The 22841-nt window shown below is 41.8% G+C and carries 29 protein-coding genes and 1 riboswitch; of the genes, 21 read left to right on the top strand and 8 right to left on the bottom strand.

Going from position 1 to position 22841, the window contains the following annotated elements; all coding sequences use genetic code 11:
- Positions 1 to 19 precede the first annotated feature (19 nt).
- Genes H7J92_RS00805 through H7J92_RS00795 form a run of 3 tightly spaced genes read left to right on the top strand, consistent with a single transcriptional unit; the run spans position 20 to position 2056 of the window.
- Positions 20 to 790: a metal ABC transporter ATP-binding protein gene (locus tag H7J92_RS00805; RefSeq protein WP_040758124.1), complete on the top strand. Its 771-nt coding sequence runs from the start codon at positions 20 to 22 to the stop codon at positions 788 to 790.
- Positions 787 to 1617 carry a metal ABC transporter permease gene (locus H7J92_RS00800; RefSeq protein ID WP_009496850.1) on the top strand — a complete coding sequence of 277 codons (831 nt, stop codon included), beginning with the start codon at positions 787 to 789 and terminating at the stop codon, positions 1615 to 1617. The genes H7J92_RS00805 and H7J92_RS00800 overlap by 4 nt, the downstream gene beginning before the upstream one ends.
- Positions 1618 to 1642: 25 nt before the next feature.
- Positions 1643 to 2056 carry a Fur family transcriptional regulator gene (locus H7J92_RS00795; RefSeq protein WP_009496848.1) on the top strand — a complete coding sequence of 138 codons (414 nt, stop codon included), beginning with the start codon at positions 1643 to 1645 and terminating at the stop codon, positions 2054 to 2056.
- A 62-nt stretch (positions 2057 to 2118) separates the two neighbouring features.
- Here H7J92_RS00795 and H7J92_RS00790 read toward each other — a convergent pair whose 3' ends face one another.
- Genes H7J92_RS00790 through H7J92_RS00775 form a run of 4 tightly spaced genes read right to left on the bottom strand, consistent with a single transcriptional unit; the run spans position 2119 to position 4755 of the window.
- The gene (locus tag H7J92_RS00790; protein WP_221835025.1) at positions 2119 to 2685 is read right to left on the bottom strand and encodes a 5' nucleotidase, NT5C type; all 567 of its coding nucleotides are present in this window, start codon (positions 2683 to 2685) and stop codon (positions 2119 to 2121) included.
- On the bottom strand, positions 2682 to 3806 hold the full coding sequence (ispG, locus tag H7J92_RS00785; RefSeq protein WP_040758122.1) for a flavodoxin-dependent (E)-4-hydroxy-3-methylbut-2-enyl-diphosphate synthase: 1125 nt from the start codon (positions 3804 to 3806) through the stop codon (positions 2682 to 2684). The genes H7J92_RS00790 and ispG overlap by 4 nt, the downstream gene beginning before the upstream one ends.
- Before the next feature lie 51 nt (positions 3807 to 3857).
- On the bottom strand, positions 3858 to 4202 hold the full coding sequence (locus H7J92_RS00780) for a hypothetical protein (protein ID WP_078816540.1): 345 nt from the start codon (positions 4200 to 4202) through the stop codon (positions 3858 to 3860).
- 46 nt (positions 4203 to 4248) lie between these two features.
- A complete protein-coding gene (locus tag H7J92_RS00775) occupies positions 4249 to 4755 on the bottom strand; it encodes a DUF1189 family protein (protein ID WP_176132466.1) in 507 nt (168 codons plus the stop codon).
- A gap of 240 nt (positions 4756 to 4995) precedes the next feature.
- Between H7J92_RS00775 and H7J92_RS00770 the strand changes: the two genes are divergently transcribed.
- The 4 genes from H7J92_RS00770 (at position 4996) to H7J92_RS00755 (ending at position 10091) form a co-directional block, all read left to right on the top strand.
- A complete protein-coding gene (locus H7J92_RS00770; RefSeq protein ID WP_078816542.1) occupies positions 4996 to 6627 on the top strand; it encodes a Na/Pi cotransporter family protein in 1632 nt (543 codons plus the stop codon).
- 20 nt (positions 6628 to 6647) lie between these two features.
- Complete coding sequence (locus H7J92_RS00765; protein ID WP_221835024.1) at positions 6648 to 7130, top strand: DUF456 domain-containing protein; 483 nt, start codon at positions 6648 to 6650, stop codon at positions 7128 to 7130.
- Positions 7131 to 7216: 86 nt separating this feature from the next.
- On the top strand, positions 7217 to 7825 hold the full coding sequence (locus H7J92_RS00760; RefSeq protein ID WP_009496832.1) for a superoxide dismutase: 609 nt from the start codon (positions 7217 to 7219) through the stop codon (positions 7823 to 7825).
- Positions 7826 to 7925: 100 nt separating this feature from the next.
- Complete coding sequence (locus tag H7J92_RS00755; protein ID WP_009496830.1) at positions 7926 to 10091, top strand: peptidoglycan D,D-transpeptidase FtsI family protein; 2166 nt, start codon at positions 7926 to 7928, stop codon at positions 10089 to 10091.
- 32 nt (positions 10092 to 10123) lie between these two features.
- Here the strand turns inward: H7J92_RS00755 and H7J92_RS00750 are convergent, their stop codons facing one another.
- Complete coding sequence (locus H7J92_RS00750; RefSeq protein WP_009496829.1) at positions 10124 to 10591, bottom strand: endolytic transglycosylase MltG; 468 nt, start codon at positions 10589 to 10591, stop codon at positions 10124 to 10126.
- Entirely contained in the window at positions 10588 to 10944 is a 357-nt protein-coding gene (locus H7J92_RS00745) for a hypothetical protein (RefSeq protein ID WP_040758120.1), read from the bottom strand. Before H7J92_RS00745 ends, H7J92_RS00750 begins: the two co-directional genes overlap by 4 nt.
- A gap of 174 nt (positions 10945 to 11118) precedes the next feature.
- On the opposite strand from H7J92_RS00745, the gene rpmG reads away from it, so the two are divergent.
- The 5 genes from rpmG (at position 11119) to H7J92_RS00720 (ending at position 15467) form a co-directional block, all read left to right on the top strand.
- Positions 11119 to 11268 (top strand): 50S ribosomal protein L33, encoded by a 150-nt coding sequence (rpmG, locus tag H7J92_RS00740; protein ID WP_009496827.1) that lies wholly within the window; start codon positions 11119 to 11121, stop codon positions 11266 to 11268.
- A 55-nt stretch (positions 11269 to 11323) separates the two neighbouring features.
- Positions 11324 to 11908, top strand: coding sequence for a 5-formyltetrahydrofolate cyclo-ligase (locus H7J92_RS00735; protein ID WP_009496826.1), 585 nt, complete (start codon positions 11324 to 11326; stop codon positions 11906 to 11908).
- On the top strand, positions 11901 to 12107 hold the full coding sequence (locus H7J92_RS00730; RefSeq protein ID WP_009496825.1) for a YqgQ family protein: 207 nt from the start codon (positions 11901 to 11903) through the stop codon (positions 12105 to 12107). The genes H7J92_RS00735 and H7J92_RS00730 overlap by 8 nt, the downstream gene beginning before the upstream one ends.
- A gap of 305 nt (positions 12108 to 12412) precedes the next feature.
- Positions 12413 to 14305, top strand: a complete 1893-nt coding sequence (locus H7J92_RS00725; protein ID WP_221835023.1) for an LTA synthase family protein — start codon at positions 12413 to 12415, stop codon at positions 14303 to 14305.
- Between the two features lie 85 nt (positions 14306 to 14390).
- Positions 14391 to 15467: a YqgU-like beta propeller domain-containing protein gene (locus H7J92_RS00720; protein ID WP_221835022.1), complete on the top strand. Its 1077-nt coding sequence runs from the start codon at positions 14391 to 14393 to the stop codon at positions 15465 to 15467.
- A gap of 50 nt (positions 15468 to 15517) precedes the next feature.
- Here H7J92_RS00720 and H7J92_RS00715 read toward each other — a convergent pair whose 3' ends face one another.
- Complete coding sequence (locus H7J92_RS00715; RefSeq protein WP_009496822.1) at positions 15518 to 15700, bottom strand: DUF2759 domain-containing protein; 183 nt, start codon at positions 15698 to 15700, stop codon at positions 15518 to 15520.
- Between the two features lie 158 nt (positions 15701 to 15858).
- Here H7J92_RS00715 and H7J92_RS00710 point away from each other — a divergent pair, with 158 nt between their 5' ends.
- The gene (locus H7J92_RS00710) at positions 15859 to 16494 is read left to right on the top strand and encodes an MBL fold metallo-hydrolase (protein ID WP_078816546.1); all 636 of its coding nucleotides are present in this window, start codon (positions 15859 to 15861) and stop codon (positions 16492 to 16494) included.
- Positions 16495 to 16545: 51 nt separating this feature from the next.
- Here H7J92_RS00710 and H7J92_RS00705 read toward each other — a convergent pair whose 3' ends face one another.
- On the bottom strand, positions 16546 to 16788 hold the full coding sequence (locus H7J92_RS00705) for a DUF2626 domain-containing protein (protein WP_009496820.1): 243 nt from the start codon (positions 16786 to 16788) through the stop codon (positions 16546 to 16548).
- A gap of 344 nt (positions 16789 to 17132) precedes the next feature.
- Here H7J92_RS00705 and comGA point away from each other — a divergent pair, with 344 nt between their 5' ends.
- The 8 genes from comGA to gcvT all read left to right on the top strand — a co-directional run bounded on the left by comGA (position 17133) and on the right by gcvT (position 22833).
- Positions 17133 to 18137, top strand: coding sequence for a competence type IV pilus ATPase ComGA (comGA, locus tag H7J92_RS00700; protein ID WP_078816547.1), 1005 nt, complete (start codon positions 17133 to 17135; stop codon positions 18135 to 18137).
- Positions 18127 to 19179 carry a competence type IV pilus assembly protein ComGB gene (gene comGB, locus H7J92_RS00695; protein WP_221835021.1) on the top strand — a complete coding sequence of 351 codons (1053 nt, stop codon included), beginning with the start codon at positions 18127 to 18129 and terminating at the stop codon, positions 19177 to 19179. The genes comGA and comGB overlap by 11 nt, the downstream gene beginning before the upstream one ends.
- A gap of 17 nt (positions 19180 to 19196) precedes the next feature.
- Complete coding sequence (gene comGC, locus H7J92_RS00690) at positions 19197 to 19520, top strand: competence type IV pilus major pilin ComGC (protein ID WP_009496817.1); 324 nt, start codon at positions 19197 to 19199, stop codon at positions 19518 to 19520.
- Between the two features lie 7 nt (positions 19521 to 19527).
- Positions 19528 to 19962 carry a competence type IV pilus minor pilin ComGD gene (gene comGD, locus H7J92_RS00685; protein ID WP_040758117.1) on the top strand — a complete coding sequence of 145 codons (435 nt, stop codon included), beginning with the start codon at positions 19528 to 19530 and terminating at the stop codon, positions 19960 to 19962.
- The gene (locus H7J92_RS00680; protein ID WP_009496815.1) at positions 19955 to 20254 is read left to right on the top strand and encodes a hypothetical protein; all 300 of its coding nucleotides are present in this window, start codon (positions 19955 to 19957) and stop codon (positions 20252 to 20254) included. The genes comGD and H7J92_RS00680 overlap by 8 nt, the downstream gene beginning before the upstream one ends.
- The gene (gene comGF, locus H7J92_RS00675; RefSeq protein WP_221835020.1) at positions 20251 to 20685 is read left to right on the top strand and encodes a competence type IV pilus minor pilin ComGF; all 435 of its coding nucleotides are present in this window, start codon (positions 20251 to 20253) and stop codon (positions 20683 to 20685) included. Before H7J92_RS00680 ends, comGF begins: the two co-directional genes overlap by 4 nt.
- 162 nt (positions 20686 to 20847) lie before the next feature.
- Positions 20848 to 21354 carry a shikimate kinase gene (locus H7J92_RS00670; protein WP_221835019.1) on the top strand — a complete coding sequence of 169 codons (507 nt, stop codon included), beginning with the start codon at positions 20848 to 20850 and terminating at the stop codon, positions 21352 to 21354.
- A 137-nt stretch (positions 21355 to 21491) separates the two neighbouring features.
- Positions 21492 to 21584: riboswitch (glycine riboswitch) on the top strand.
- Between the two features lie 148 nt (positions 21585 to 21732).
- The gene (gcvT, locus tag H7J92_RS00665) at positions 21733 to 22833 is read left to right on the top strand and encodes a glycine cleavage system aminomethyltransferase GcvT (RefSeq protein ID WP_078816551.1); all 1101 of its coding nucleotides are present in this window, start codon (positions 21733 to 21735) and stop codon (positions 22831 to 22833) included.
- Positions 22834 to 22841 lie beyond the last annotated feature (8 nt).

The raw sequence follows: 22841 nt of genomic DNA, 5'->3' as shown, positions 1-22841 counted from the left end.
TACAGGAAGGGATATGTATATGACAAATTCCATTATCAAATTAGATCATATTACACATAAGTATCACCACTCCGTTGCACTTTCTGATGTCAGTCTAGAAGTGAAACAGGGGGAGTTTTGGGCGTTAATTGGCCCGAATGGTTCCGGTAAATCCACGTTGCTCAGAATCATTTTAGGCTTGCTGAAACCGACGGAAGGTACAATTCAATTATTTGGAGGACCGATCGATTCGTTCAAGCAACAACAGAGAATCGGTTATGTTTCGCAAAAGTCCAATGCCTTTACGACAAGGTTCCCTGCTACGGTCTTGGAAGTCGTGAGAAGCGGCTTGACGAGTAAAAAAGGTCTCTTCAAACGATTTACTAAAGAAGACGAACAACGGGCATTAGATGCGTTACAGGTCGTCAAAATGGCGGACTATCATGGAAAAAGTATTGGTGATCTGTCGGGCGGCCAACAACAGCGTGTGTTTATCGCGAGAGCATTGGTGAGCAAGCCGGATCTTCTTATCATGGATGAGCCGACAGTCGGAATTGACCGTCAAAACGTCGAATCCTTTTATTCTATGCTTAGTGAATTAAATCGTGATTATGGTATTGCGATTTTATTGGTAACACATGAAATTGATCTGGTGACACAGCTTGCGACGCATATAGCTTGTTTAAATCGCACCATTCATTTCCATGGCGTGCATGCAGATTACGAGAAGATGAGTGAGTCGGAGTTGTCCGGCTGGTATGGACATCCAGTTCGCCGGCTTCATCAAAAAGAAACGGAGCGTGCCAGATGATTGAAGCGATTTTCACTTATGAATTTTTACAAAACGCAGTCCTGTCCGGGCTGATCATCGGATTGATCGCGCCTATGCTTGGATTGTTTATCGTCGTTCGGCGCATGGCGATGATATCAGATGCGTTAAGCCATGTTGCTTTGGCGGGGATAGCAGGTAGTTTGTATTTAAGTCAGCAAGTATTGTTCTTTGCAGCATTGAATCCTGTATATTTAGGGATGGGAGCGGCTGTCGTTGGTTCATTGTTGATTGAACGATTGCGCAGAGTATACCGCAGCTTTGAAGAATTGGCGATTCCGATTATCCTGTCTGCCGGTATCGGTTTTGGAGCGATTTTTATTTCGTTGGCAAAAGGCTTCGGTACGGATTTAGTTGGCTATTTGTTTGGCTCAGTCTCAGCTGTTAGTCGTCAGGATTTATATATTGTGCTATTGATTGCAATCATCGTTATAGCGTTCTTATATTTTCTTTACAAAGAGTTGTTTTCATTGGCGTTTGATCCTGAGTATGCTAGAGTATCAGGCATTAATGAGCGGATCATTCAAGCGGCATTCATGGTTATTACAGCGCTTGTCATCGGAGCCTCGATGCGGATCGTCGGGATCTTGCTCGTGTCTTCGCTGATGACACTTCCCGTTGCTGCAGCCATCCAACTTGCAAAAAGTTATAAGGGAGCGCTTGTTTATTCAGTAATCTTCGGTGAAATTGCCGTGATTATCGGACTTATTTCTGCTTATTATTTAGATATCGCACCGGGCGGAACAATAGTAGTGACTTCAGTTTTCATCTTACTGATCGTACTATTTTGGAAAAAGGTTCGCGCGTAAAGAGTGAGAAAGGAGGCGGTTCAGGATGACAATGGACGAAGCGTGGAAAATTCTTTTGAAGCATGATTATAAACGTACGAAAAACCGTGACATCCTGTTACGTTTTTTTGATCAAGTTGATCGTTATGTTACAGCAATGGAGGTTCGAAATGCAGTTGAACAGGACAATCCAGGTATAAGCTTCGATACGATTTATCGTAATCTGGCGGTCTTCTCTAGATTGGGAATATTGGATGAGACAGAACTGAATGGGGAACGTCTTTTCCGCATGCAGTGTGCTTCAGATAGTCACCATCATCATTTTATTTGCACAACCTGCGGAAATACGAAATCCATTCCTAGTTGTCCGATGGATCAGGTGACAGTAAATTTATCGGATTATGAAATAGAGGGCCATAAGTTTGAAATTTATGGGAGATGTCCGAGGTGTATTGAATAAAAACAGGCAGTCCCAAAAGTCGGGAAAATCGACTTTTGGGACTGCCTTTTTGTGTCGAGGAGTTAAGCAAACAATCGTTGAACTTGCTGATTTGCCTCCTGCCAATCCTTGACTCGGATTACGCCTTTAGGGATCGGATTCCGGTTATAAGGGGTATCAAACAAGAATACCGGTATGTCCAGCTCTTCGTGGATTCCTACCGCATTGTCATGCTTGTCTTCAAAAAAAGCATCAACAGAAAATTTTTTCGCTGTTTCGATTTTATGATGTGTTCCGATCAATTCTACGTGATCAAAAGGAATTTGATGCTCACGGAACCAAGCGGTCGTACATTCCAACACATTTTGCCCGCGGGCAGAAATATAGAACAGCTCATAATTTTTTTGCCAATTCGTTAATATTTCTTTCGCGTACTGCTGTGCAGGAGACGTTTGGTATATCAGTTCCTCTGCTTCCTTATACCAATTTCCGAACTGCACAGGATCTACGTCAAATGCTTTTGTCAGATCGTATTCTTTAACATCGTCAAGCGTCAGGTTTGAGCCAAAGCGCTTATTGATATGGGGCAATAGAGAAGTAGGGCATGTTACAGTTCCATCAATATCGATGCCGAAACGAAGTTGCTTCATTCGGCTGCGCCACCTTGGGCAAGTGCTTCCTCTTGTCGTTTTTTTTCAAAATATTCTTCTGCTAAAATATCGATTTCTTTCTTCAGCTCGTCGACCATTGTTTCTTCCGGAACCTTCCGAACCGTTTTACCGTGCATGAAGAGCAACCCTTCGCCACGAGCTCCTGCAATCCCGATATCTGCTTCTCTAGCTTCTCCGGGACCGTTTACCGCGCATCCCAGTACTGCGACTTTAAGAGGAGCCTTAATAGTGGAGATATATTCTTCCACTTCATTGGCAATTGAAATTAAATCAATTTCGATCCGACCGCATGTCGGGCAAGAAATAAGTGTTGCAGCATTCGAAGAAAGACCGAATACTTTCAGAAGTTCTCTCGCCACTTTAATTTCCTGAACAGGGTCCGCGCTTAATGATACGCGCATCGTGTTGCCGATACCTGCTGATAGCAGCGTACCGAGTCCAGCTGCACTCTTGATGGAGCCTGCAAATAGCGTACCGGATTCCGTGATACCTAAATGCAACGGATAATCAAATGCAGCTGCAGCCAGCTTATACGCTTCGATCGCCAAGTTGACGTCAGATGCTTTCAGCGACACGATAATATCATGGAAATCCAAGTCTTCTAGGATCTTAATATGATGCAAGGCACTTTCTACCATGCCTTCAGCTGTTGGATAACCATACTTTTCAAGGATCTTCTTCTCAAGTGAGCCAGCGTTAACGCCGATTCGGATTGGAATGCCTTTCGCTTTGGCGGCATTGACGACCGCTTCTACTTTGGATTGGCGTCCAATATTTCCAGGATTGATACGGATTTTATCTGCACCTTGTTCGATTGCGATCAAGGCTAGTTTATAGTCAAAATGAATATCTACGACGAGTGGAATATTGATGCGTTTTTTTATTTCGCCAATCGAATACGCTGCACGCTCATCTGGGCATGCTACACGTACAATTTGACATCCTGCTTCTTCCAAACGATTGATTTCAGCGACAGTTGCCTCCACATCGTGAGTTTTCGTAGTCGTCATGCTTTGAATAAATAGTTCATTGCTTCCCCCGATCGTTAAATTACCGACTTTAACGGGACGGGTGTTCGCACGATGAATCATTTCGGTCATTGCTTTTCTCTCCTTCAAATAGATAAATACCATCATAGATGGAATGGTAAATTAACGTTCGTTGCTTTCCTCGCATTCCGTATCCGGCTGTTCGCCAAGCGGCAGTTTGATTTCTTCGCCGGCCAGGAACTGCTGTCGTTCCAGATGAGGATTCAAGGAATAAAATTTCTCCAGCCTCTCTAGAAAATTAAGCGTGGGATCTGGATATAATGCAAATAACGATTCTATTGTATCACCTTCAACGGCCCGAATGACAATTGAATGATTAACGGTTTCCTCTATACAGGACGATTCTTCATCGAAAAAGGCTGCAAGAGGGATTGTCCCATCTGTTAAATCCACACGCACAAAATGAACAATGCAAAATACAGCGAGTGCCAACAAAAATATTCTCATAGATCATCCCTCCTGCATCACACTATGCAGGCAAGGACAAGACTATTCATTTTGTCGGCTTTTTTGGATAATAGGTTGCAGCGCGCCAAACATAGAGTAAATGGACAAGTGACGCAACCAAGAGGCCGTAAGATTGCATGTCTGGTATGAATTCAAAAATCATTGTCAATAAAATAGGCAGCGTGGCAGCAATTGCCGCAGTGCGCCACATAAATCGAAACTCGCCGCGACGGTGCAATAGTTTCAGCAGCAATACTCCTATAATACCAAAAATACTGACCCGAATAAATAAATACGACGTGATAATCACAAGTTGCAAAACGAATGCAAAAGGATATATTAAGATACCGATTGTTTTTCCGATTTCTGCTACTTCAGGTGTCGATTGAAAAAGGGAATGATCACCAAATAAAAAACGGGTAAACGATACAGCAGTGTAAAGAAAGACAAAAATAAATATGTATTGAATGACTTTTCCGATCGGTAGCAAGCGAAATGCAGCCAATTTTTTCGGTTCATGCAAAGAAGCTTTGAATATTTGATGGAATTTCACGAAATAGGCCTCCCTTTCTACTGTATAGTCTATCATTTATGTGAAACCTGCAGGATACGTGAAATTTCGACATTCTTATGACAAATTATTGCGGCTTTGTAAAGGTGATGTAAAGATTTGTGTTCAGTACTTTACAATTGGTGTATGGTCCGAACATAATAGGGTGAAACTTCACATGAATCCATGCGGAGGGGCAACTGTAAGACTATACATAATCGTTTGATGGAGGTTGACAATTAAATGGAAGTGAACTGGCAGGAAGTGCTGTTCCAATTTCTTGGAGGCTTAGGTATTTTCCTATTCGCAATTAAGTATATGGGGGATGGATTGCAAAAAACTGCAGGGGACAGACTCCGTGCAATCTTAGACCGTTTTACAACTAACCCATTTATGGGCGTTCTTGTCGGTATTATTGTAACTGTTTTAATCCAATCCAGTTCGGGTACTACAGTTATTACTGTAGGACTGGTAAGCGCAGGATTCATGACGCTCCGTCAGGCAATCGGTGTCATTATGGGTGCCAATATCGGTACGACGGTGACTGCGTTTATTATCGGTTTAGACGTTGGGGCTTATGCATTGCCTATCATGGCGATCGGTGCGTTTCTTATTTTCTTCATTAATAAAGCTAAAGTCAAAAACTTGGGAGAAGTTATTTTTGGTTTTGGTGGCTTGTTTTTAGGTTTGGAGTTAATGAGTAACGGAATGAAACCTCTGCGTTCGTTGGAAGCTTTCTCAGACTTCACGCTGGCGATGAGTGAACATTCGTTGTTAGGTGTAGTAGCCGGAACAATTTTTACATTAATCGTCCAAAGTTCCAGTGCGACTGTCGGGATTTTACAAGGTCTATACGCGGAAGATTTAGTTACAATGAAAGCGGCATTGCCGATACTTTTCGGTGATAATATCGGAACGACGATCACGGCCGTTCTTGCTTCTATTGGTGCATCCGTAGCGGCTAGACGGGCTGCTGCTACACATGTTTTATTCAATATTGTCGGTACAATCATCTTCATGTTGCTGCTCATTCCGTTTACGGCATATGTGGAATGGGTGTCTGGCGCCCTGAATTTAGAAAGTAAGATGCAAATTGCATTTGCTCACGGCTCATTTAACATTGCGAACACAGTACTGCAATTTCCTTTCATTGGTGCCTGGGCGTATCTCGTCACCCGTTTGATTCCTGGGGAAGACGTGACGATCGAATACAAACCGAAGCATCTTGACCGGCATTTCATTACACAGTCGCCGGCAGTTGCGATTGGACAGGCAAAAGAAGAAATTATCCGAATGGGAGATTTCAGTGTGCAAGGACTGCAGCAATCATTCGAGTATTTGAAAACAGGACAGAAAAAACACGCTGAAATGGCTTATCAGATAGAAGATGCCATTAATAATCTCGATCGGAAAATCACAGATTACTTAGTCGAGATTTCAGCTGTAACCGTATCCCCAGCGGAATCCGGCCGTCATGTTATGTTGATGGACAGCGTACGGGATATCGAACGGATCGGTGATCACTTCGAAAACATTATTGAATTAATTGATTTGCGTGAGACGAATAAATTAAAACTAACAGATGGTGCGATCGATGATTTGACAGAGATGTTTACTCTGACGATCGAAACGGTCCAAAAAGCTATTGAATCTTTGGATAAAAATGATACTGGATTAGCGCGGATGGTTTCCGAGAAGGAAGATTTGATTGATAATATGGAACGTCGTTTCCGTAAAAATCATATCGTTCGTTTGAACGGAGGCCAATGTAGCGCACAAGCAGGTATGGTATTCGTAGATATCGTTTCTAATTTGGAACGGATCGGGGACCATGCGGTGAATATTGCGGAAGCGATCTTAGGAAAGCACGCATAATGAAGAAGGAGTGACAGTTTATGATATGGATCGGTTGGATCGTAGCTATTTTGATGTTTTGTATAGCATTCGCCGGACTTATCTATCCGGTCATTCCTTCTGTTGTTTTTATACTGGCCGGTTTCTTGTTGTATGGCGTCATTGTTTCATTCGAAGAGCTTACGTGGCTGTTCTGGGTAATAGAGGGGTTGTTTGTGATCTTGCTGTTCGGAGCAGATACGGTTGCGAATCTCGTAGGTGTCAAACGCTTTGGGGGCAGTAAGGTAGGGATGTGGGGCAGTACGATTGGCTTGCTGATCGGTCCATTTGTTATTCCGGTCGCTGGTATTTTAGCTGGCCCATTTCTTGGGGCGATCGTGGCGGAATTACTCGTTACGCGCTCGGGTCTCAAACAAGCGTTCAAGACGGGAGTAGGCTCTGTTGTCGGTTTTCTGACATCTGTGGTAGTAAAAGGGACCGTGATGGGAATCATGATTGCTATTTTTCTGTTTTTTCTCCGTTAATAGTCCATTTTCTTTGAATGCTGACTCATATTTTGATAATGTGAATAGGTAGGGCAAAACAGATATAACTAGAGGAGGAATGGAAAATGGCTTACAAATTACCAGAACTACCATACGCTTATGACGCGTTGGAGCCACACATCGACAAAGAAACGATGAACATCCATCACACAAAACATCACAACACGTATGTAACTAACGTGAACAATGCACTAGAAGGTCATGACGAACTTCTTAGCATGCCGGTTGATGAATTGGTTGCAAACTTGGACAAAGTTCCAGAGGACAAGCGTACAGCAGTCCGCAATAATGGCGGTGGACATTCTAACCACTCATTCTTCTGGCAAATCCTTTCTCCAAATGGTGGCGGAAATCCTAAAGGGCAGGTTGCTGAAGCAATCGACAAGAAGTTTGGTAGCTTTGACGCGTTTAAAGAAGAATTCGCAAAAGCTGCAACAACACGCTTCGGTTCAGGTTGGGCTTGGCTCGTTCTGAACAACGGTGAGCTTGAAGTAACTTCTACGCCAAATCAGGATTCTCCTTATATGGAAGGCAAAACGCCTTTACTAGGTTTGGATGTTTGGGAGCATGCGTACTACTTGAACTACCAAAACCGTCGTCCTGATTATATTTCAGCATTCTGGAACGTAATCAATTGGGATGAAGTTGAAAAGCGTTACCAAGACAATAAATAATTGAAACCTGACACACATCTGATTCGTCAAGATGTGTGTTCTTTTATGGGTTCATGATATACTGAGGCATACATAAAAAAATATAGAAAGGAGATTCCCGTTGAAAAAGACAACAAGAAAAGCAGATCAGGCGAAAGCCCGGCAACGTAAACATATTGCTTTTCGAATGAACTTTCTTTTCGTGGCAATTTTCGTCCTTTTCTCCTTGCTCATATTCCGGCTAGGTTATCTGCAAATTGTAAAAGGGGAAGATTATACACGGATGCTTGAGCGAACGGAAGAAATTGCCGTCAATACGAGTACGCCGCGAGGAAGAGTTTACGATCGAAATGGTCAAGTACTTGTAGACAATGAACCGAAAAATGCAATTACCTATACGAAAACTTCATCTACTTCTACTGCAGATATGTTGGAGCTCGCAAGGAAGTTATCGAAGTTAATCGATCAAGATACAAAGCGAGTGACAATGGGAGATAAGCGTGATTTCTGGATCTTGCTCAACCCTGAGAAAGCTGCTGAGAAAGTATCAAAAAAAGAACAAAGCAGTATTGGTAAGGACGATAAAAAATCTAAAAAAGATATCCAGAGGGAAATCAACCAATTGACGAGAGATCGGATCACAGACGAAGAAATCAATTCGTTATCGGATGAAGACATCAAGGTCCTGGCAATTTATCGAGAAATGATGGCAGGATATGCCTATTCGCCTCAAATTATTAAGAGTGATGGAGTGACCGATAAAGAATTTGCGGTCGTTTCGGAACGGCTGAATGAATTGCCCGGCGTCAATACGACGACGGATTGGGACCGTGTCAAGAAATCGGATAGCGCAATTCTCGGTTCTACAACGAGTCCAGTAGAAGGGATTCCACGTTCCCATTTAGATTATTTCCTAGCCAGAGGTTACTCTCGTAACGACCGGGTCGGCAGAAGTTATTTGGAAGCTTACTATGAAGATCTATTAAAAGGGCAAAAGACCATCGTAAAAAACATTAAGGACCGCACGGGTAAAGTGATTGAAACCAAAACGGTGAAAGAAGGAGAGCCTGGTAAAGATCTCATCTTGACAACGGATAGTGAACTGCAAAAGGCACTGGAAGAAGTCGTGTCCAATAAATTATTGAAATTGAAGCGGAATGCAAGTGCAGGTGCACTGGAGTCTGCCTTTCTTGTCATGATGGATCCGAATAATGGTGAAATCTTATCGTTGGTGGGCAAAAAAGTCGTAAGAGACGAATCGACTGGCCAATGGGCAATTCAAGATTATACTTTTGGCACGTTCACTTCTGCTTATGAAGCGGGCTCAACTGTAAAATTGGCTACCATGCTAACAGGCTACAGTGAAGGGGCTATCCGAATCGGAGATGTCAAAATTGACGAACCGATCCGAATCGGCCGCACGGTAAAACGATCCCTATTTAATCAGAACGGCCGGGTCGCACTAAATGATATTCAAGCTATTGGGCGTTCGTCTAACGTCTATATGTTCCGGATTTCTTTTGCATTAGGTGGTGCAAGTTATCGACCAGGTCAGGCGCTGCCGATTGACAAAAAAGCGTTTGACACATTCCGTCAAAATTTCGCTTCATTCGGCTTAGGCGTTAAGACGGGTATCGATTTGCCGGGAGAATACACAGGTGTGACGGGTACTGAAACAATCACAGGTAAACTGATGGACTTTGCGATCGGTCAGTTTGACACCTATACGCCGCTGCAACTGGCGCAATATGTTGCCACAATTGCAGCAGACGGTAATCGAATCGCCCCGAAAATTTTAAAAGAAATTCGCGAGCCTTCACCAGACGGAGAGTTTTTTGGAAATTTGGTAGAAGAAACTCCTGTAAAGGTTCTCAATCATATTAACAATACACAAGCTGAAATCGATCAAGTGAAAAAAGGAATGCATTATGTATATTATGGTTCGAATGGAACAGCTTCAGGATTATTAAAAGGGGCTTCCTATGATGGGGCGGGGAAGACGGGAACGGCACAGTCGTTTTATTATACTGGTAATAAATCAAATCCAGTCATTCCGACAATCAATTTATCCCATGTTGGCTATGCACCTGCCGAGAATCCACAAGTTGCTTACTCTGTAATGATTCCATATATTTCAACGAATACAAGACGCTATCCTTCTGCGACTGCCAGTGAAATCGTCCGAGAAGCACTCGATATATATTTTGACCTGGAAAAAGAGAGAAACTCAAAAATCCCCAATTCTTCTCCGGATATCAAAATCAAGAAAGCTCCAGAAGACGAATAAAAAACAACCTCCTGTACTCACAGGAGGTTGTTTCATTTTGTCAATACATCGGCCATCTCTTTAAAACTCATGTCAGAGTTCAATTCAAATGTGCCGATCTGGATTTTTCCGGCATAACCGTTTTCTTTCATATACGTATCGAATTTCGATGCATCTTCTATTAAATGGGCACGTTCGAGCGTCCCGGATAAATCTGCTGAACTGGATCCAGCTTGCACAGCAATTTTCTTTTTGATGACGGTTGTTTCAACTTCTTTCTTGGGCTCTTGCTGATCAACTGGTTTAGTTTCCGAAGCAGTTTCTTTGTTTGGTTCACCTTCAGACGTCAAGGTTTGGGATATGGCCAATTCTTTCTTAATAACTTCCAATTCTTTTTGAGTTGCCGTCAATTCTTGTTGTAAGGATGCTTCCGTTGTTTTCGGTAAATTGTCAACGGTATATAAAATACCGCCTGCCAGCAAACAACCGATGCCTACCGAGCGAAATGCTTCTTTGATCATGTGCGCACTCCTTTTGAACGGAGTACAGCAGCCACTTCATCTTCCTGCATGGAAGCTCTTTGTGCAATCTCAGACATTGTATAGCCTTGACTGTGTAAAGAAGTGATCTGATTGACGATAATTGCGTGAACAGGTTTTTTCGGGGAAGCCGTGTAACTTTCTGTCATAGGCGGGGCAACCATCAACTCATCTTCGAGCACCCGCACCCTTTTCTTTAGATTACTTGTTTCCTGATGAAGACTGACGGAAACCTTTTCCAATTCATCTTCATATGTACGAGTGGGGTTCCCTACAAAGAAAGAAGCCAAGACAGCCAGCAGCCCGATAATGAGTAAAATTAAGGCGATATCCATTTCGTTTCCCTCCAAAATAACTAGAGTTTCCTTCATAATACCATAGCGACCCGGCGAATGAAATTTCAATCTTTCTGCTGTACAATGAAAGAAAATATGCTATAATTTATAAGTCGTATAAATCATGCTCATATTTAATCTTATATCTATCGCTAATGAGTGGGAGGGACAGTAATGCGCGTAAATATTACACTCGCTTGCACGGAATGTGGAGAGCGCAATTATATTTCAAAGAAAAACAAGCGTAACAATCCAGAGCGTCTTGAAATGAAAAAATATTGCTCACGTGATCAAAAACAAACTTTGCACCGTGAAACGAAATAATTAGTGAAACCAAAACCTGCTTCGGTTTTGGTTTTTTCTTACGGGAGGTAAAGCAGTGGAAAAGCAAAAACTTCGCGAACAGGTTTTAAAGCAATTACATCAATTAAGTCCATCTGATCACGAACAGAAATCTGCTCTGATACAGAAACGCGTTCTTGCTTCGGATGAATTTAAGTATGCCAAGACGATCGGGATCACGCTTTCTAGATTTCCGGAAGTGGCGACGCATCATTTGATTGAATTCGCTTGGCAGTGCGGGAAACGAATTGCTATCCCGAAGTGCATCTCTTCGACGAGGGAAATGGACTTTCGCTTAATCGACTCCTTTGACCAGACTGAAGTCGTCTATATGGATTTAAAAGAACCGTGCGTCGATCTGACGGAATCTGTCCCTCCTGAAGAGATTGACTTGCAAATCGTACCGGGTGTTGTCTATTCACCGGAAGGTTACCGTATTGGTTTCGGTGGCGGCTATTACGATCGGTATTTGGCAGGATATCCATTTCAAACGATATCACTAGCATTTGAACGACAAATACTGGATAATGTAATTAGGGAGCCGCATGATTTTCCTGTATCATATCTTTATACAGAAGATCGTATCATAGACTGTCAGAAAGCTCGTGAGATGAATGAATAGTTTCTACGATGTCCTCCAATTGTTAAAAAGATTCGGAGTCATTATCTATACAGGCAATAAGAAGCAAGACAGCATACTAATGGAGTCTGAAATAAAAGAGTTATTTGATCATCAATTTATTGATCAGCAAACATATATGCAAGCTGTTTTAGTATTGCGAAAAGAACAAAAAAATGATAGTTTCCCTAACAAATTATAGGAGGATCGACTCATTCCCGGTGGTATTTGAAACTTTTCTTTCAGTCAACCGTCTATCTGTTAGGCAACTATCAATTATGCTTTTGCATAAATGGGACCGGATTATATTCGAGCTTGCCTGAAAAGCTCCTGTAAAAAATCCGTAATGTGCGCCAAAGGCTTTATCTGAGTTCAGCAAGCGTTTGAGCATCCACTGAACAGTAACAAAATCGCATTCACTTCATTACCTATAGAGGTGGGAGTTTTCTGCTGAATTTAGATAAATAACACTACAACTCTTTATTAGATATGAAAGGAAGAGAAGGAATGAGAAAATTCGAATGGCCAAAGCATTCCGTACTCATTATCGCCGTGATTGCAACTTGGTTGACTACTTATATCGGGTATCTCACCAGTTTTAATATGAAGATCGATAATGCGATGCAACAGTTTATATTATTTATTAATCCACTAACATTCCTGTTGTTTGTGTACGGAATCGCCTTGTTTATCAAAAAAACTAAGACAAGAAATCGATATATAGTAACAGTTAGTTTGCTGACATCGATTATTATGTTCAGTAACGCTGTGTTCTATCGCTTTTTCACAGACTTTATTACACTGCCATTGCTATTCCAAACGAATAACTTTGCAGATTTGACTTCATCAATTACAGAGAACATGAGATTTCTAGATGTGTTCTTCTTCACAGATGTCATCATTGTCTTGCTGGCAATTCGCTTCATACCACAAGAGCCGGTTCAAGTAACAGGGCGAAAAGTGGGGCGTAAAGTCTATTTCGCGGCGGCAGCTACATTGCTGATGTTCAACTTGGCGATGGCAGAAGCACAGCGTCCACAACTTCTGACTCGAAGCTTTGACCGTGAGTTGCTTGTGAAAAACATCGGGACGTATAATTATCATCTCTATGATCTATTTGTCCAATCGAAATCACACGCACAGCGAGCTTTCGCAGATGGAACTGAGTTGACGGAAATAGAGAACTATGTAAAAGCCAATCACGCGCAGCCGGATCCTGAAATGTTCGGCGTGGCAAAGGACCGGAATGTTATCATCGTTTCACTGGAGTCCTTGCAGAACTTTGTGATCAACAATGAAATGGACGGCCACGTGATTACGCCGTTCTTAAACGAATTAACAAAAGACAAAGACACATTTTACTTTAATAACTTCTACCACCAAACAGGGCTTGGTAAAACATCTGACTCTGAGTTTATCGTAGAGAATTCACTATATGGTCGTAACGGAAGTGCAGTATTCTTCACACACAGCGGCAATACGTACGATTCCCTATCCAATCGCTTGGGTGAAAATGGTTATTCCACAAGTGTTATGCACGCGAACAGCAAAAGCTTCTGGAACCGCGATATCATGTACAAAGCAATGGATATTCAAAAGTTCTATGACGTGGAGAGCTACTCAATCGAAGAAGGTCAAGCTGTTAACTGGGGTATGAAAGATATTCCGTTCTTTGATCAATCTGTAGAGTTGATGAAAGATATGAAGAAGCCATTTGCTACACGAATGATTACGTTGACGAACCACCACCCGTTTGACTTGGATGAAGAAGATAAGTTGATTCCTGAATACACTTCGAATTCCAATACATTGAATAAGTACTTCCAAACTGTTCGTTATATGGACGAAGCAGTGAAAGGGTTTTTTGAGGACTTAAAAGAAAATGGCTTGTATGATAATTCCATTATTATCATGTACGGAGACCACTACGGAATCTCCGAAAACCATAACAAAGCGATGGGTATGTACATGGATAAAGAAATTACACCTTTCGATAATGCGGAGCTGCAAAAAGTTCCTATGTTCGTTCACATTCCAGGTTACGGAAAAGGGAAAGTAATGGATGAACTTTCAGGGCAGCTCGACTTGCGTCCTACAATTCTTCACTTATTAGGTATCGACACGAAAGCAGATATGCAATTTGGATCTGACGTGTTTTCACCAGATCACGAACCGTTTGTCATATTCCGTGATGGCCGATTTGTGACAGATAAAAACATCTACACTCAGGAAGTCTGCTATGATATCGAAACAGGAGAGCCGACAGATGAAGCGCAATGTGAGCCGTATGTAGAGCGTGCCACAACTGAGTTAAATTACTCAGATACGGTCATCAATGGCGACTTGCTTCGTTTCAAAGATCAGAAAGATGGCAGTCCGGAGATGAAAGAGAGAGAATAAGTTGATGGAGCTGCGCGGTCGCCTATGCCGCGCAGCTTTTTTCATTTTCATTTTCATTTAATACATCTTGAAAAGGGGAAACGTTTTGAAGCAGACAATCATAATGATCTTACTAGCTCTTTTTCTGGTGGGCTGTGAGCAAAATGAAATAGAGAAAACGGAAGAAAAGAACCCGCTTGTGGTTGATGAAGAAGTATTGTCTGTTAAAACATTGAAAACATCCGAGGAGAACTTGCGGTTTGTGGCGGGCTGGCTTGACGATATGAATATAGCTTATGTAGATCATCATGATGCAGAAGACCGTCTTCAGGTATTCAACTTAAAGACGGGAGGAATACATACGATCTATACGGATGCTTCGATAATTTCTGAAGTACTGATACATCGATCAAAAAAACAACTGCTTGTCAAAACATCAGATACTTCTACAGAGGCGAATATGACTGTGATAGATACAGAAGGCCAAGTGCTGGATGAATTAACTGTCGATTCGTCGGAACTTGAGATTCAGTGGAACGATGCAGAAGCGTCCAAACTGTTGATTTCTGCTTTTCGAGAAGACTGGAGTTATCAGGTTTTCCTATATGACATGAGTGAAAAATCTTTAGAACCTATCGAATTGACTGATCCATTTCCACAATGGATGGGAGAAGATCAGCTCGTTTACCTAGAAGACACTACTATAGTAAAGGAATCGCTTCAAACGAGTGAGAGAAGTGAGCTAGTCACCGAGGTTAATCGCTTTCATGCTTCATCAGAACAACTAGTTGTGGAGATACCTGACGAAGAACAAACACGCTTTACAGTTCTCGATGCAAATGGGGAAGAGAAGCATTCATGGCAGGCTGAACATCCATCGGAAACAATGGAGGATGTTGAATTCACAGATGACGATAATATTATTATGTCAACTAATCTTTCGTCCGATGATCAAGATGGTATGTCTACAATGGTTCAAGTCATAGATGGGGAAGCGATAAAGCGATATGATCCTGAGGTGGAAGGCGGTCTGCTGAATTGTTCACCAGACGGCGGAACGTGTCTTGTAGGCTACCGTATGGATACACTGATTGATCTAGAGACGGGAGGAACCACACAGTGGTTGCAACTCAATGAAGAGGAACCGGTGATTGAAACAGCAGAAGCAATAACGGAAGAATAAAAAATAAGGACATCCTCCAGTATAGAGGTGTCCTTATTTTTTGGAACTGATTATTTGTGTAGCTGTGGCGGGTATCCTGAATATATAACGGTAGCAATTGTAAAGCCTCCGATAACGACAACAGTTACCACATTGAAAATTATACTTAATACATTCCGCTCTTTAAAAGCTTGGACCGTTCCAAAGACTGCTAAGATTGCAATCAATCCAAAAATGACGACCAATAAGTTCATTGAGTAGACACTCCTTTCAACATTGAAAAAATGAATGCCGTATAGCGATATTCCTCCTCTATTGTACTGTTAAACAAACGTTTTGTCGAGATTAAATAATGACGATTGTTTGAAATATGAGCAAGGTTTCATTAATATTAGAAAAAGAGGTGAGTTAATTGAAGATACATATACATCCATTAGGTCCAATTCAGACAAATTGTTATGTAATTGAAGATGAAGAGAAAAATTGTTTGGTGTTTGATCCGGGTGAAGAAGGCGAGGCATTGCTTTCTGAACTGCAAAAATTATCACTAAAGCCTGTCGCGATCATGCTGACCCATGCACATTTTGACCATATTGGTGCAATCGAGACGATTCGAAGTGCATACGATATCCCGGTCTACGTGCATGAAGCTGAAAAAGATTGGCTAGGCAACCCGCAGCTGAACGGATCAGGGAAATATCCGATGTTCCCGGACGTGATTTGCAAACCGGCCGATATTTTATTGAAGGATGAAAAAAACCTGCAAGTGGGGCCTTTCACGATGGAGGTCCGCCATACGCCGGGCCATTCGCCTGGGAGCGTGTCCTATGTCTTTGCAGACGAGGGATTCGCCATTGTGGGGGATACGCTATTTAGAGGTAGTATAGGGCGTACCGATCTTCCGGGAGGTCATACAGAAACGCTTTTGTCTTCTATCCACAACGAATTATTATCATTAGATGAAGAATTGATGATTTATCCGGGACACGGCCCGGCGACGACACCTGGGATCGAACAAGATCAGAATCCGTTCCTGCATGGATTTTAAAGCAAAACAAAAAACAGCTCTCGTGATGAGGCTGTTTTTTGTATGTACGGATTAGTGTCCTCCACCTGGTACATGAATAAATATGGAATAGTAACTGAAACCAACCATGAAGATCATTAAGTATGCTCCGAATAAGTACATGTACATACGCTCTGAAAGTTTCAAGTATCCAAGTAGTACGAAGAAGATAGTGCTTGCGACTAGCAGTAAAGAAGCAGGAATCATGTGTCCAACATAGAACATGACCGCAAAAATACCTGTCCAGAATCCGCAAAGTTTGAACATATTATCCATCTACGCGTCCCTCCTTCACAACAATACAATAAGCTCTTATCCATTATAATAGAACGTCAGCCTAAAAGTAAACTCCAATCAATTTCACATTGTGACAAAAAAGTGTACTTGTTTCGGTGACTTAGACATTAGCTATCCTCAGTATAGCAGAACAATCCAATAAAAATAATATGAAAATTCATTTTCTCTGTGATTTTGAGTTCTAAAAATACATTTTGTCCTCTTATTCACGATGATAATTAAATTATCTTAAATGAATACAATTTTCCAACAATTCATTTCCAATGTATACTCCTGCGTAAGATGAAAAGTGGTCTTTCATCATACGGAGAAAGGGGAGAATTATGGAAATTATAGCGAATCCAATAGAAAAAACGTGTTTTCAGTTACTGGAGAAAGCAATTCATTTAGAGGCTACAGATATCCATTTTGTGCCGACCGCTGAAGGTTATGATGTGACCATTCGCAAGCATGCATTATTCTCGAAAATTGGCCAATTCCCCCATACATTAGGCGGCCGTTTGATTTCGTTTTATAAGTTTTTATCTTCGCTGGATATTAGTGAACAACGCCGGCCTCAAAGTGGCTCCTTTCATCGGTCGTTCTCTGACTACAACTTTTCTTTTCGTATATCAACCATTCCGTCTATTCAATTGCGGGAAAGTGTCGCCATCCGTATCCAGAAACATGACAAGGTTGTACCCCTTCAAGATTTGTGTATAAATCCCCAGTGGAGTAGACAATTATCAGAAGCTGCTGCTCATAAGCAGGGATTATTTCTTGTCACCGGCCCGACTGGTTCAGGCAAAACGACGACATTGTATTCACTGACGGCTCATTGTGTGAACGAGTTAAAGCGCCATGTGATTTCATTAGAGGATCCAGTGGAGAATAAGCACAGCCATTTACTGCAAATCCAAGTGAATGAAAGATCCGGCATTACATATTCTGCCGGATTGAAAGCTATTTTACGGCATTCGCCTGATGTCATCATGATTGGTGAAATACGGGATGCAGAAACAGCCAAAATTGCGGTAGAAGCTGCTTTGACAGGGCATCTTGTACTCAGTACGATCCATGCGAAAGATCCGGTAGGCTGTCTTTATCGATTGCTTGATCTAGGAGTTCACTTAGAAGAACTTAGACAAACGCTCATCGCGATTTCCGCCCAGCGCTTGATTACAAAGCAAACAGGCGAAACAGCCGCCATTTTTGAAATTTTGCAAGACCCATACATCGAACAAGCGGCAGAAGCAATCTCGAAAGGACATCGTTTTTCAATGCCATCTGAACGAAAAATCGATATACAGTCAGCTTTCTATGAAAGAGTGCTAAACAATGGTGTCTAAACTTCTTGGCAGACGTTCGCCTAAGAAAAAGCTGGTGAAGCCTGCAGAGTTTTTGCATAGACTATCTGTTTTGCTGCGGGAAGGTTACACGTTTCATGAAGGACTGATTCTTATCTTGCCTTATCATTCAAAAGAATACGAAAAGAAATTGGCGAAAGTTGAATCCGAATTAAAAATGGGTTTCGGTGTCTCCTATATATTAAAAAGCTTGGGATTCAGCAAAAGTATTATGTTGCCGATTGTCATTGCAGAAGTCGATGGAAATTTAGTTCGCGCTTTGGACGAAGTGGCAATGCGTGTCAACCGTACCGCTGAAAAGCAAAAACAACTACGTAAACTGCTAGCCTATCCCGCTGTTTTATTTTCACTTTTATTCGCGTTGTTGGTTGCTTTTCGCCAGTTTTTCCTGCCGAACTTTGAAGCATTAACTTTGATGCGTGCTAGTCAAGAATCTGGTGTGGTCCGGTATTTACCTCGACTGGTTTCCTCTATACCGGATTTAATTTTGCTCCTGATAACGACAGCAGGTATTGCAATGTTGGGCTTGAGAATCTGGTTGAAGAAACTGACAGCTGAGCAAATGCTGAAGCAGCTTTTACGTGTTCCCGGGCTTGGCCCTTTTTATAGTGCGATGAAGACGAGAGATTTCGCTAACGAGCTAGGCAGTTTACTACAATCCGGTTTGTCGCTGCAAAGCGCACTGAATGTCTTGGTAGAGCAAAAAGAAGATCCTATTTTATCTGCAATATCAGGACAGCTGAGTGCCCACGTCATCTACGGGGAACCATTGCATGAAGCCATTCGGTTAACAGATGGTCTCTCCAGTAGCTTAGCGGATTTTGCGAAACATGGTGCAGACAGTGGATATTTACCGAAGGAGTTACTGATTTACAGCCAGCATACAAGCGAACAGTTAGAAGAGAAGATGAACAAAGGAATTGCTGTTTTGCAACCAGCCTTATTTGGCATACTGGCCGTTTGTATCTTACTATCCTATTTGTCGATCCTACTTCCTGTTTACCGCATGATCGATAGTATTTAAAGAGGAGGAAATAGAAATTGGTAAAAAGATTTTTAAAGAACGAACAAGCTTTCACTCTAATCGAAATGATGATCGTTTTACTTATTATTACTATTTTAGTTCTTATTGCTATACCAAATGTCACAAAACATTCGAAATCAATAGATGAAAAAGGCTGCGGTGCTTATGTAAAAATGGTGGAAGGACAAATACAAGCGTATAAGATGGACGAAAAGAAAACTCCTAGTTTAGCAGATCTCACGTCAAAGGACTATTTACCCGAAACTCCGGTTTGCCCGGATGGTAGCTCATTAGAAATCGATGCGGAAGGTAAAGTGAAGGTTGCAAAGGCAGGAGGATAAACGCATATTGCAAGGAGAACAGGGTTTCACATTCCTGGAGCTTTTACTCGTTCTTTCCATCATCGTTATATTAACTGCGGTCATTCTGCCGTTCAGTGAAAAACGTCTCCTCCAGGTGACTGAAGAAGACGCATTGAAATCGTTTATGGTGGCAGTCCATGAGACGCAGTTGTATGCCATTACGCATCAAGAAGCTACTCGAGTTGAGTTTAGGGATGAAGGAAATGGTTATAGGGCGTATAGAAGTGATAGGACGATATTATTAGAAGGCAAATTTCCAGAAGGAATGATGAAAATCCCGAACGATGGTTTAAGAGATTTGAGTTTTAGTCCTTCCGGGAATATGTCTCCGACAGGCAAAATCAAGATTCGAACAAAAAAATCCGGGCAGAAAACAATCAGTTTTCAGTTTGAAAGGGGAAGGATGATGATCAGTGGATGAAAAAGGACAATCTTGGCCGGAAGCGATGCTGTCCTTAGTAATTATCCTGGTGATTTTTAGCTCGCTCTTGCCTATGGCTACGAAGTTAACATCCTCTGTCCTTATCAAGAAAAACGCCATGATTGCCGCCGAAACAAGCTTTCAGGCTGCCATTCATTTTCGGGCAAACGGCCAGCTTTCAGGCAGCAGAACGCATGAAGGCCGTGACTATCATTGGACGGTGTCTGGCGGAGAAATCTGCGTAACGTACGAAGAAGTACGAGGACTTGGCAGTAAATGTGTGAACCTATGAAGAATCTGGATGAAAAAGGGTTTTCATTATTCGAGAGTATAATTCATTTGATGATTTTTTCTATCCTTATCCAGTTAACGGTTCTTTTCTTTTATTGGAAAGCACCTATTGAAACGAGTTACCAGAATGATTTTCTAGGTGAGTGGGAGTTATTCTCTTTAGAACTCCAGCAATTATTGGAAGAAGTGGAGTTTGTCGCAGTACCTACAAGTACTAGTGTCTCGTTTGCAACGGAGAGGGGGTTGGTTACCATTCAAGTATACCAGCGGCTGATTCGAAAGCTCGTAAATGGACAAGGCCATGTACCTTTATTGATTGGTGTGAAATCATGTGAATTTATAGTGGATGGCAATCGCTTGCACGTATCTGTAGAAAAGGTTGACGGGACCAAGAAAGAAAGGACGTTTGCCATTGGATTATATACAGAATGAAAAAGGAGGGATGTTTGTTTTTGCCATTGTCCTATTATTTTTCGTTAGCCTCTTTCTTTTCTCCCTCGTTTCATGGCATGATAGTCTTTATGGAATATACGATTCTCTCGAACGCTATTATGAGCGAGAAGCAGTCGAATTAATGAAACGGGATGGATGAAAATGAAAAGGATTTACTTAGTAGGATTCATGGGGTGCGGGAAAAGTGCGATTGGTAAAAGACTTCATACGCTCACAGACATTCCATTCTATGATATGGATCATGTAATTGCAGATCAGATGCAATTGACGATACCTGAAATCTTTAATCAATATGGAGAACCATACTTTCGTCAATTAGAAACTGAGTTTTTGCGCTCGTTTCCTGAAGAGTTTTGTATCGTCGCAACAGGTGGGGGCGTGGCAGTAAAAGAAGAAAATATACAGCTTATGAGAGAAACCGGCATGGTGTTTTTCTTAAATGCCTCGTTCCGGGATATTTGGCGAAGAATATCGACTGATGTCAATCGGCCAATTGTTCAACAATCTTCGCGAATGGAGCTAGAGACATTGTACAAGAAACGAAAGCCTAAATATTTGCAGGCCAGTCATTTCACAGTAGAGACGACTGGGAAGTCATTGACAGAAATTGCAGAGTATATTATCTTTCAAATAGAAAGATATCAATAATTATTAAGTTAGAAGGCGAATAATGATTGGGATATTTTGATTATCATTCGCCTTCTGCGCACTTTCAGAAATAGATTGCGCTTTCTTATAATTAATGTTAAGATATCAGTGGCAAGTAAGTTAATTAAATAATGCGAATGATTGCATGGGGAGAGCGCGCATTGGGCGCCGCCGAAGGAGCAAGTAACGAATGTTATGAATCTCTCAGGTAAAAAAACGCATGCAGGACGCATCTCTGGACAAGACCGAAGAAGTTTTCAGGCAAAAGGACAGGGGTTCTCTTATCACAGGGGACCTCTGTCCTTTTTGATTGAACTATTACATACTGATCGATCATCTTAACATCAGCGTCGATCAGACAATGAAGGAGGAAACAGATTGACGAATCAATTATTGCGCACCCCATTATTTGAAAGTTACAAAAAGTATGGAGGTAAGACAATCGATTTTGGAGGTTGGGAATTACCTGTTCAGTTTTCGAGCATTAAAGCTGAACACGAAGCAGTTCGTACAAAAGCGGGTTTATTTGATGTTTCTCATATGGGTGAAGTGCTGGTCAGCGGAAGCGGAGCTCTGGAGTATTTGCAAATGCTCGTCACAAATGATGTATCGAAACTAGCGATTGGTCAAGCTCAATATACAGTGATGTGTAATGAACAAGGCGGCACCATCGACGATTTTTTAATTTATAAGTTAGCGGAAGATCGCTATTTGTTAATTGTCAATGCTTCCAATATCGATAAAGATGTTGCTTGGATGGAACAGCAGAAAACAGAGGATGTTGTCATTGACAATCAATCCACGGATTATGCATTATTGGCATTGCAGGGTCCGGAGGCTCAGACAGTGCTGCAAAAACTGACAGATCAAGCTTTAGAAGAGATTAAATTTTTCCGATTTAAAGAGCATGTACAAGTGAGCGGAGAAGACGTACTCATTTCACGCACAGGCTATACCGGGGAGAATGGGTTTGAAATCTATGGGGCACCACAAGCCATTCAAGCATTATGGCCGAAGATTTTACAGGCGGGTGAAGCGGAAGGTGTCGTGCCTGCAGGACTTGGCGCCCGGGATACTTTGCGTTTTGAAGCTGGACTTCCATTGTATGGTCAAGAACTGTCGGCTGATATTTCACCTCTGGAAGCCGGACTTGGTTTCGTAGTGAAATTAAACAAAGAGGTTGATTTCATTGGAAAAGATGCATTAAAGATGCAGAAAGAGCACGGCTTGCTTAGGAAGCTTGTGGGACTTGAAATGATTGATAAAGGAATTCCGCGCACAGGTTATAAAGTTTTTTCGGACGGTCTGGAAATCGGTCAGGTGACGACGGGTACTCAATCTCCTACATTAAAGAAAAATATCGGATTTGCATTGCTGGCTATCGATTATACAGAACTTGGAACTGAGGTAGAAGTCGAAGTCCGTGCAAAGCGGTTGAAAGCTAAAGTGGTTGAAACACCTTTCTATAAAAGATCATAAGGGAAAAG

This window comes from Sporosarcina aquimarina (assembly GCF_019748715.1).
Classification (GTDB): Bacteria; Bacillota; Bacilli; order Bacillales_A; family Planococcaceae; genus Sporosarcina; species Sporosarcina newyorkensis.
This window is presented reverse-complemented; position numbering and strand designations above follow the sequence as displayed.

What these genes read in the sequence shown, in the direction of transcription:
- H7J92_RS00805 (WP_040758124.1), top strand. Translation starts at nt 20, where the DNA reads ATGACAAATTCCATTATCAAATTAGATCATATTACACATAAGTATCAC.
- H7J92_RS00800 (WP_009496850.1), top strand. Translation starts at nt 787, where the DNA reads ATGATTGAAGCGATTTTCACTTATGAATTTTTACAAAACGCAGTCCTG.
- H7J92_RS00795 (WP_009496848.1), top strand. Translation starts at nt 1,643, where the DNA reads ATGACAATGGACGAAGCGTGGAAAATTCTTTTGAAGCATGATTATAAA.
- H7J92_RS00790 (WP_221835025.1), bottom strand. Translation starts at nt 2,685, where the DNA reads ATGAAGCAACTTCGTTTCGGCATCGATATTGATGGAACTGTAACATGC.
- ispG (WP_040758122.1), bottom strand. Translation starts at nt 3,806, where the DNA reads ATGACCGAAATGATTCATCGTGCGAACACCCGTCCCGTTAAAGTCGGT.
- H7J92_RS00780 (WP_078816540.1), bottom strand. Translation starts at nt 4,202, where the DNA reads ATGAGAATATTTTTGTTGGCACTCGCTGTATTTTGCATTGTTCATTTT.
- H7J92_RS00770 (WP_078816542.1), top strand. Translation starts at nt 4,996, where the DNA reads ATGGAAGTGAACTGGCAGGAAGTGCTGTTCCAATTTCTTGGAGGCTTA.
- H7J92_RS00765 (WP_221835024.1), top strand. Translation starts at nt 6,648, where the DNA reads ATGATATGGATCGGTTGGATCGTAGCTATTTTGATGTTTTGTATAGCA.
- H7J92_RS00760 (WP_009496832.1), top strand. Translation starts at nt 7,217, where the DNA reads ATGGCTTACAAATTACCAGAACTACCATACGCTTATGACGCGTTGGAG.
- H7J92_RS00750 (WP_009496829.1), bottom strand. Translation starts at nt 10,591, where the DNA reads ATGATCAAAGAAGCATTTCGCTCGGTAGGCATCGGTTGTTTGCTGGCA.
- H7J92_RS00745 (WP_040758120.1), bottom strand. Translation starts at nt 10,944, where the DNA reads ATGGATATCGCCTTAATTTTACTCATTATCGGGCTGCTGGCTGTCTTG.
- rpmG (WP_009496827.1), top strand. Translation starts at nt 11,119, where the DNA reads ATGCGCGTAAATATTACACTCGCTTGCACGGAATGTGGAGAGCGCAAT.
- H7J92_RS00730 (WP_009496825.1), top strand. Translation starts at nt 11,901, where the DNA reads ATGAATAGTTTCTACGATGTCCTCCAATTGTTAAAAAGATTCGGAGTC.
- H7J92_RS00725 (WP_221835023.1), top strand. Translation starts at nt 12,413, where the DNA reads ATGAGAAAATTCGAATGGCCAAAGCATTCCGTACTCATTATCGCCGTG.
- H7J92_RS00715 (WP_009496822.1), bottom strand. Translation starts at nt 15,700, where the DNA reads ATGAACTTATTGGTCGTCATTTTTGGATTGATTGCAATCTTAGCAGTC.
- H7J92_RS00705 (WP_009496820.1), bottom strand. Translation starts at nt 16,788, where the DNA reads ATGGATAATATGTTCAAACTTTGCGGATTCTGGACAGGTATTTTTGCG.
- comGA (WP_078816547.1), top strand. Translation starts at nt 17,133, where the DNA reads ATGGAAATTATAGCGAATCCAATAGAAAAAACGTGTTTTCAGTTACTG.
- comGB (WP_221835021.1), top strand. Translation starts at nt 18,127, where the DNA reads ATGGTGTCTAAACTTCTTGGCAGACGTTCGCCTAAGAAAAAGCTGGTG.
- comGF (WP_221835020.1), top strand. Translation starts at nt 20,251, where the DNA reads ATGAAGAATCTGGATGAAAAAGGGTTTTCATTATTCGAGAGTATAATT.
- H7J92_RS00670 (WP_221835019.1), top strand. Translation starts at nt 20,848, where the DNA reads ATGAAAAGGATTTACTTAGTAGGATTCATGGGGTGCGGGAAAAGTGCG.